At 39.7% G+C, this 8,914-nt stretch carries 7 protein-coding genes; all 7 read left to right on the forward strand.

Annotation, left to right across the window (positions count from 1 at the left end; all coding sequences use genetic code 11):
- Positions 1 to 61: 61 nt before the first annotated feature.
- Positions 62 to 2,080 carry a DNA topoisomerase gene (locus tag HMPREF0373_RS12275; RefSeq protein WP_021740058.1) on the forward strand — a complete coding sequence of 673 codons (2,019 nt, stop codon included), beginning with the start codon at positions 62 to 64 and terminating at the stop codon, positions 2,078 to 2,080.
- 341 nt (positions 2,081 to 2,421) lie between these two features.
- Complete coding sequence (locus HMPREF0373_RS12280; protein ID WP_021740060.1) at positions 2,422 to 3,123, forward strand: cysteine hydrolase family protein; 702 nt, start codon at positions 2,422 to 2,424, stop codon at positions 3,121 to 3,123.
- A 105-nt stretch (positions 3,124 to 3,228) separates the two neighbouring features.
- Positions 3,229 to 4,584 carry an APC family permease gene (locus tag HMPREF0373_RS12285; RefSeq protein WP_021740061.1) on the forward strand — a complete coding sequence of 452 codons (1,356 nt, stop codon included), beginning with the start codon at positions 3,229 to 3,231 and terminating at the stop codon, positions 4,582 to 4,584.
- A gap of 228 nt (positions 4,585 to 4,812) precedes the next feature.
- Positions 4,813 to 5,478, forward strand: coding sequence for an LbetaH domain-containing protein (locus HMPREF0373_RS12290; RefSeq protein WP_021740063.1), 666 nt, complete (start codon positions 4,813 to 4,815; stop codon positions 5,476 to 5,478).
- Between the two features lie 256 nt (positions 5,479 to 5,734).
- Positions 5,735 to 6,427: an iron-sulfur cluster assembly scaffold protein gene (locus HMPREF0373_RS12295; RefSeq protein WP_021740064.1), complete on the forward strand. Its 693-nt coding sequence runs from the start codon at positions 5,735 to 5,737 to the stop codon at positions 6,425 to 6,427.
- 6 nt (positions 6,428 to 6,433) lie between these two features.
- Positions 6,434 to 7,444 carry a GGGtGRT protein gene (locus HMPREF0373_RS12300; protein WP_021740065.1) on the forward strand — a complete coding sequence of 337 codons (1,011 nt, stop codon included), beginning with the start codon at positions 6,434 to 6,436 and terminating at the stop codon, positions 7,442 to 7,444.
- Between the two features lie 167 nt (positions 7,445 to 7,611).
- The gene (locus HMPREF0373_RS12305; RefSeq protein WP_021740066.1) at positions 7,612 to 8,781 is read left to right on the forward strand and encodes a tyrosine-type recombinase/integrase; all 1,170 of its coding nucleotides are present in this window, start codon (positions 7,612 to 7,614) and stop codon (positions 8,779 to 8,781) included.
- The last annotated feature ends 133 nt before the right edge of the window (positions 8,782 to 8,914 follow it).

Below are 8,914 nucleotides of genomic sequence, written 5' to 3' on the forward strand. Positions count from 1 at the left end.
GCACCAAGTCTCACGTGCGTTCGACTTGAATAGTAGAAACAATAGTTAATAAGGAGTTTGAATGGGAAAATCTTTATACATAGCAGAAAAACCAAGTGTGGCTCGTGAATTTGCCAAGGCACTGAAAGAAGATATGCGTACCTTTGATGGTTATCAGGAATCAGAACATGCGGTCATTACCTGGTGTGTAGGACATCTGGTAACTATGAGTTATCCGGAAGCCTATGATATGAAGTTCAAAAAATGGAGTCTGGCGACCTTGCCGTTTATTCCGGAAACCTTTAAATATGAAGTGATTCCGGGGGTGAGTAAGCAGTTTAAAATTGTATCGAACTTGTTGAATCGTTCGGATGTAGATACCATTTACGTCTGTACTGACTCCGGACGGGAAGGAGAATACATCTACCGTCTGGTGGAACAGATGGCAGGCGTGAAGGGCAAAGACCGCCGTCGTGTATGGATTGATTCTCAGACGGAAGAAGAAATTTTACGCGGGATCCATGAAGCAAAAGATTTGTCAGAATATGATAATTTATCGGAATCTGCATATCTGCGAGCCAAAGAAGATTATCTGATGGGAATCAATTTTTCAAGATTGCTGACACTAAAATATGGCAATACATTGGCTGGTTTTCTAAATCAGAAATATACGGTCATTTCCGTCGGACGTGTTATGACCTGTGTGCTCGGCATGGTAGTGCGACGTGAACGGGAAATCCGTGAGTTTGTAAAAACGCCGTTTTATCGTGTGTTAAACAGTATGGAATTTGAAGGCCTGACCATTGAAGGCGAATGGCGCGCAGTTCCCGGATCAAAATATTTTGGTACACCGAAACTTTATAAGGAAAACGGTTTTCGGGAAAAGAAAGATGCACAGGAATTGATCAACTGGATGAAAAGCCTGGAACCGCAGGAAGCAGCAGTCATGTCAGTGGAACGCAAACAGGAAAAGAAAAATCCACCTTTACTGTACAATCTGGCAGAACTTCAGAATGATTGTTCAAAACTGTTTAAGATCAGTCCCGATGAGACTTTACGTGTAGTGCAGGAACTGTATGAGAAAAAGATGGTAACCTATCCGCGTACCGATGCCCGTGTACTTTCCAGTGCTGTGGCGAAGGAGATTTCAAAGAATATTTCCGGATTAAAAGGGATCAATATGGTGCGTCCATTTGCAGAAGAAATTCTTGAGAAAGAAAGCTACAAACAGATTGCGAAGACACGTTATGTCAACGATAAAATGATCACAGACCATTATGCAATTATTCCGACCGGTCAGGGACTTGGAGCTATGCGAGGTTTAAATCCGGTTTCACTGAAAGTATATGAGACGATTGTACGTCGTTTCCTTGCTATTTTTTACGAACCGGCTATTTATAAAAAAGTGAGTCTGACAATGGGGATGGAGACAGAACGTTTTTTTGCTTCCTTTAAGGTGTTAGCAGATCCTGGGTATCTGAAGGTGATGGAATATTCCTTCCGGAAGAAAAAGACAGAAGATACAACCAGTCAAAATGATGCAGATTCCAATGAAAAAAGCGGCGATGCACATTTACTGGAACAAATTGCAAAAATCAAAAAAGGTATGACACTTCCGGTAAAGAGTTATGCTATCAAGGAGGGAGAAACTTCTCCGCCAAAACGTTACAATTCCGGTTCCATGATCCTTGCAATGGAAAATGCAGGACAGCTGATTGAAGATGAGGAGTTACGTGCGCAGATCAAAGGCTCTGGTATCGGCACCAGTGCGACCCGTGCTGAGATTTTGAAGAAACTGGTGAATAACAAATACCTGAGTCTGAATAAAAGGACACAGATTATTACACCGACCTTACAGGGAGAGCTGATTTATGATACCGTATCGGCATCCATCAAGTCACTGCTGAATCCCGAACTGACGGCAAGCTGGGAAAAAGGCCTGAATTATGTGGCGGAGGGTACAATTACCCCAGAGGAATATATGACAAAACTGACACACTTTATTCAGAGTCGTACAAGTGGTGTACTGGGACTTCGGAACCAGTATATCATAAAGGATTCTTTTGAACGGGTGGCACCATTCTATAAAAAATCACGTTAAGAATGCTTTGTGATAAAAGAACATTACGGACGCAGGCATATCACAATCATCATTGATTGATGTATGCTCCATTTGAACGCAGAATAAGCAAGTAACGAAAGCGGATTGCGAATGTCCGCTTTACTTTCTGATAAAACCAAAAATCGATTCGTAAAAATATGCATAATATGCAATAAAATTGAATAAATATACACGTAAATCATAAAAAACACTTGCTTTTATATAGAACAGCATGTATAATATGACACGTTAAGCGAAGGAGCACTTTGGGAGTTTTACCTGAAGTGCTTTTTACCTATAAAAATCAGATAACATTCTGAAGAAAAAACGAGGGCGAAAAAATGAAACCAAATCCAAAGTATTTATCCTTTTACTATCAGACGATGACAGAATTTCCGGATATCGAACTGGATCCGAAAAAAACAGCATTGCTGATCATTGATATGCAGAATGAATTTGTGCGCAGAGATATGGGGGAAGCATTGCAGTTTAAGGAAATGGGAGAATGGGAGCGTTGGATTCCATTCCATGACAGACTGGATAATGTGACAATTCCAGCCTGCAAAAAAATGTTGGATTATTTCCGGGCAAACAATATGTATGTTACATATGGAAGAATTGCCTGCTTGCTGGATAACGGTGAAGATCGCTGTGCAGTACAGAAATCCGAAGGATGGAACGGAATGCTGCTTCCGGTAAATTCTGTAAATGCGGCTATGATCGACGAGCTTGCTCCACAGGATAATGAAATCGTGGTAAATAAGACAACAGATAGTGTTGTTACAGGAACAAATTATGTACGTCTGATGCAGAACATGGGCATTGAGACGATTGTAGTCTGCGGTATTGTGACAGATCAGTGCGTGGCAAGTACGATTCGTGATCTGGCAGATAATGATTTCAAAATTATTTGTGTGGAAGATGGTTGTGCGGCAGCAGATCAGGAACTGCATGATGCAGAGTTGAAGATCATGAATGTGATCTACTGTAACGTATTATCTTCCGATGAGACCATCGAGGTAATTGAGAAAAACCGTAAATAAAAACGTGTCTGGGGGATGCGACGATATAAATATATGGGGGAAGGGAGAGATTACAAAATAAGATTATTCATTAGGAATAGTTGTTGAGAGAAAGAAGTGTAAAAAATGGAACAGGGATTAAAGAAAACATTGAAATTGCCGCAGCTGATCGCATTGGCTGCCGGCGGAATGATTGCTGCGTGGATGGTGGAGATTCAGTATTGGTTTAGTCTGACCGGTACAGGTTCTTTATTAGCACTGATCCTGTGTGCAGTATTTGTGTTACCATTATGTTTTATTTATGCAGAGATGACAACCATGCTGCCGTATGCAGGCGGTGAAAATGTCTGGGTTTCCAATGCATTTGGATGGAACACCGGATGGGTTTGCTGTTGGTTTGTGCTGTTACTTTATGTTATGGCGATGCCTACTGTATCTTACGGTATAGCAAGCATGATTGGATATCTTCATCCGATCACTTCCGGACAGACAAAGCTGGTTGCGGCAATCATTCTTGTTGTATGGTTTTTCCTGACCAATAAAGAATTAAAATTTATTGCAAAACTGCAGAGTATTTTGTTTTGGGCAACATTGATTGTTTCACTGGCAGCCTCTGTAATCTTTATTTGCAGTGGCTCCTGGAGTTTTTCTAATTTTAGAGGGAATCTGTTCCCGTCCGGTGGAAAGGGATTTTCAGCAGCCATTGCGTTGTTGATCATGAAATTTATCGGATTTGATCTGATTCCGCAGTTGTCCGAGGAAGCAAACTTCCCGAAAAAGAAAATGTGGAAAGCATTTGTTGGTTCTCTTGGGTTTACAGTATTGATCTATGGTATGGCTGTTGTCGGTGTCGGTGGAATTATTTCGCAGGACTGGGTGCTTCAGACAGATATCGTAGATCCGCGTGTTGCCGATATGATCGATATGCACTGGCTTGGTATTGTAATTGTTATCATGGGAACAGGAACCTGTCTGACCACATTGTCCGGATTCTGGATGTGCGCGTCCCGTACTCTGTTTGGAGCTGCAAAGCAGGCACAGTTTACGAAAAAGCTGGCAAAGGTAAACAAACATGGACAGCCGTTTCTGGCAAATATCATCGTTGGTATTTTATCTATTTACTTTACGGTATTTGCACCGGATGCATGGGTAAATTATATTTATACGATTTACGGATTAACAGCCGGAGTTGTATATTTGCTTGTTGCACTGTCCTTCCTGAAACTGCGTCGTTCTCATCCGGAATGGGAACGTCCGTATAAATTGCGGATTCCGTGGTTTTTTGGTATTGCGTCTATCATTTTCTGTGTGTACGTTATTTATGTGACAATTACAACGATGGATCGGAATGCATGGATTGTTCTGATTGTTTATATCGTACTCGGAATTCCGTTCTGGGCTTACGCAAAAGCAATGCAGAAAAAAGATCCGGAGAACTGGAAAGAAGTAATCACAAATCCGGATACAGAAAAACTGAAATAAAGTGTGGATATATGTGCTGTTTCAGAGAAAAATATAGACAGTTTCATATAGTAAAAGGGAACTCTGACTTATGTGACAGATATGTTGCACGGGGCAGGGTTCTTTTTATTGCAGACAGTAATTTTTACCAATACGGATAATTCAGAAAAAAAGGACTGGAAAAAGAGTGGAAAACGTGGCACAATAAGATTGATGAAAAACATAGTATGAAAGGAATTAAAGCAGAAAATGGAACAGTGTAAGATTGTAAATATGTACGATTTAAATGAGACAATCGCAAAAGAATATATGGAAACAGCAGAGTATCCGTGGGAACTTTTGGACGGACTTTCTGATTATATCAAAAGACTGGGTGCCACTCTGGATCCGGAGAAATATGAGAAACGTGGCGAAGATGTATGGGTAGCTAAAAATGCAAAGGTTGCACCGACGGCATTTCTTGGAAGTCCTCTGATCATTGATGAGGAAGCGGAAGTTCGCCATTGTGCATTTATCCGCGGCTCAGCTATTGTTGGAAAAGGTGCGGTTGTAGGAAATTCTACAGAATTAAAAAATGTCATTCTGTTTAACAAAGTACAGGTTCCGCATTACAACTATGTGGGCGATTCGATTCTTGGATACAAAGCGCACATGGGGGCAGGTTCCATTACTTCAAATGTCAAGTCTGATAAAACATTGGTTGTAGTACGTGATGGCAAAGAAGAAATTGCTACCGGAAGAAAGAAATTCGGCGCAATGCTTGGAAATAATGTCGAAGTAGGATGCAATTCCGTGTTAAACCCGGGAACTGTGATCTGTCCGGAAAGCAATGTATATCCGTTATCTGCAGTCCGTGGAGTAGTACCTGCACATTCTATTTATAAAAACCGTAATGAAATTGTAGAAAAACAGTAATTAGTCATGACTCATTTGTGCTATTTTTGATACATGAGAAATTTTGTAAAAAAAATGTCGGAAAAGACTTTACGAATGATGAAAAATGTGTCAAAATACATACGGATGTTAAAAAAATAACAAAGTAATCCTGTGCAGAAAACCCGGTTGACACATGATAGGAAATAATATATGTTTTCTATGAAAATCAATAAAGGATAGGTATAGCGTATAGGATCTCTTTCAAAAACATTCATACATAGAAAGGAGTTTTACAATGATTTATTCCAAAGAAGTAGAATTGATGTGCCCGGTTGCAAAAGGCGCAAAACATGAACCTGCTCCAATCCCGGAAGAGGGAAAATGGGTTCACTCCAAAAAAATTGAAGACATTTCCGGTTTTACACACGGTGTGGGCTGGTGTGCTCCGCAGCAGGGTGCATGTAAGCTGACTCTGAATGTAAAAAACGGTATCATCGAGGAGGCTTTGATCGAGACAATCGGATGTTCCGGTATGACTCATTCCGCAGCGATGGCAGCAGAGATTTTACAGGGAAAAACAATTTTAGAGGCATTAAATACAGACCTTGTCTGTGATGCAATCAATACAGCAATGAGAGAGCTGTTCTTACAGATTGTATATGGTAGAACTCAGAGTGCTTTTTCTGATGATGGTCTGGCAATCGGTGCCGGTCTTGAAGATCTTGGTAAAGGACTTCGTTCTCAGGTTGGTACAATGTATGCAACAAAAGAAAAAGGTGTTCGTTATCTGGAAATGGCAGAAGGCTATGTAACAGGCATTGCTCTGGATGAGGATAATGAGGTAATCGGATATCAGTTCGTAAGCCTTGGCAAAATGACTGACTTTATCAAAAATGGCGATGATCCGAATACTGCATGGGAGAAAGCAAAAGGTCAGTATGGCCGTGTAGCTGATGCAGCAAAAATCATCGATCCGAGAAAGGAGTAATGGACAATGGCTTTATTTGAATCATATGAAAGAAGAATTGACCAGATCAATTCTGTTTTAAATAGTTATGGAATTGCTTCTATCGAAGAAGCAGAGAAAATCACAAAAGATGCTGGTCTGGATGTATACGATCAGGTAAAGAAAATCCAGCCGATCTGTTTTGAGAATGCATGCTGGGCTTATACAGTAGGTGCAGCTATCGCAATCAAAAAAGGATGCCGCAAAGCTTCTGAGGCAGCTGCAGCAATTGGAGAAGGTCTTCAGGCTTTCTGCATCCCGGGTTCTGTAGCAGATCATCGTAAAGTAGGTCTGGGACATGGTAACCTTGGAAAAATGCTTCTGGAAGAGGAGACAGAGTGCTTCTGTTTCTTAGCTGGTCATGAGTCATTCGCAGCAGCTGAGGGCGCAATCGGTATTGCTGAGAAAGCAAACAAAGTACGTCAGAAACCGTTACGTGTTATCCTGAACGGTCTTGGAAAAGATGCAGCTCAGATTATTTCCCGTATCAACGGTTTCACATTTGTAGAGACAAAATATGACTACAAAGAAGCAAAACTGAACGTTGTATATGAGAAATCATATTCTAAAGGACTTCGTGCTTCCGTAAAATGTTACGGTGCAGATGATGTTCAGGAAGGTGTTGCAATCATGCATCATGAGAACGTTGGTGTATCTATCACAGGTAACTCCACCAACCCGACACGTTTCCAGCATCCGGTAGCAGGTACATACAAAAAAGAGTGTATCGAGCAGGGTAAAAAATACTTCTCAGTAGCATCCGGCGGTGGTACAGGACGTACACTTCATCCGGATAACATGGGTGCAGGTCCTGCTTCCTATGGTATGACAGATACAATGGGACGTATGCATTCTGATGCACAGTTTGCTGGTTCTTCTTCTGTACCGGCTCATGTAGAGATGATGGGCTTAATCGGTATGGGTAACAACCCAATGGTTGGTGCTACAGTAGCAGTAGCCGTTTCCGTAGAGGAAGCTGCTAAGGCTGGTAAGTTCTAAGAAAACCGCATAAATACTGACTTTTTGAGGGCTTGGTTCGTTTTGACAAGCCCTCAATTTTTGTATATAATACACACGTAATACACAGGTAATACACAATGCGTAATACACAAATAATACACAAATGGACAGTAGTTTTCATTTGAAAAGCGGAAGGATGGATTACGATGAAATTACCTAATGGATACGGCAGTGTGCACAAATTGAAAGGAAAAAGGCGAAAACCATGGAGGGCTAGAATTACAGACGGATTTGTTTATGATCTGGTGGAAGATAAACAAGTTCAAAAGTATAAGACGCTTGGATATTATGAAACAAAACAAAAAGCATTACAGGCGCTTGCTGCATATAATGAGAACCCATATGATTTAGATGCTGACAAGATTACGTTTGCTGAATGTTACGAAAAATGGACGGAAGAATATTTTAAAAAAATCACTCCAGCTGCTATTAGAACGGTAAAAGCGGCATATAAGTATTGTTCTTCTTTGTATAATATGAGAATGAAGGATATTCGGGTATATCATTTGTCTGGTTGTATGGATGATGGATATATTATTCAAGATAAGGGAAAAGATAAAGGAAAGAAGAGAATGGCTTCAGCCGGAACGAAATCCAGAATGAAATCTATGTTCAATCTGATGTTTGATTATGCAATGGCGCATGAGGTGGTTTTTACAAACTATGCGAGAAATTATAAGATTGATGCTGAAATACTAGAGGAAAAAGAAAAGAATAAAAGACTTAAAATACCGTTTTCAAATGAAGAAATTGATATTTTATGGGATAATATTGAATTTGGATTTACGGATATGGTATTGATTCAGATATATTCAGGGTGGAGACCGCAAGAATTAGCAATATTACAAGTAGCAGATATTGATCTTGAAAAAGGAATTATGTCTGGTGGTTTAAAATCAGATGCAGGAAGAAATAGAATTGTTCCAATACATCCGCTAATAGAACCACTTATTAGAAAAAGGTATGATGAAGCAATGAAACTTCATTCTGAATATTTGTTCAATGATGAAACAAGTCAAACTGGAATGGAAATGACCTATGATAAATATAGGGGTAGATTTAATAAAGTAATGGAAAGAAATAAAATGACACATACCCCGCACGAATGTCGTCATACATTTATTACGATTGGAAAGTCTAATAAAATGGATCAGTACATTCTGAAATTGATTGTGGGACATGAAATAGATGATGTTACAGAAAAATTCTATACACATAGAACAATAGAACAATTAAGGAATGAAATGAATGCTTGTATCACAAAGCATATTAGTATGAAAAATAAAGATCTTTTTATCGATGATATGTATGATTAATAATAGATAGTATATAAAGAAGATGGAACCAATGTGTTTGCCATCTTCTTTTTTTGTTGCCATAAATTGTTATATATGATGTATCTTGATTAAAAGAATACAGGGTAAGCGTCCAATAAGAGGGTGTATCGAA

Origin of the sequence: Eubacterium ramulus ATCC 29099 (assembly GCF_000469345.1) — a bacterium.
Lineage (GTDB): Bacteria > Bacillota > Clostridia > Lachnospirales > Lachnospiraceae > Eubacterium_I > Eubacterium_I ramulus.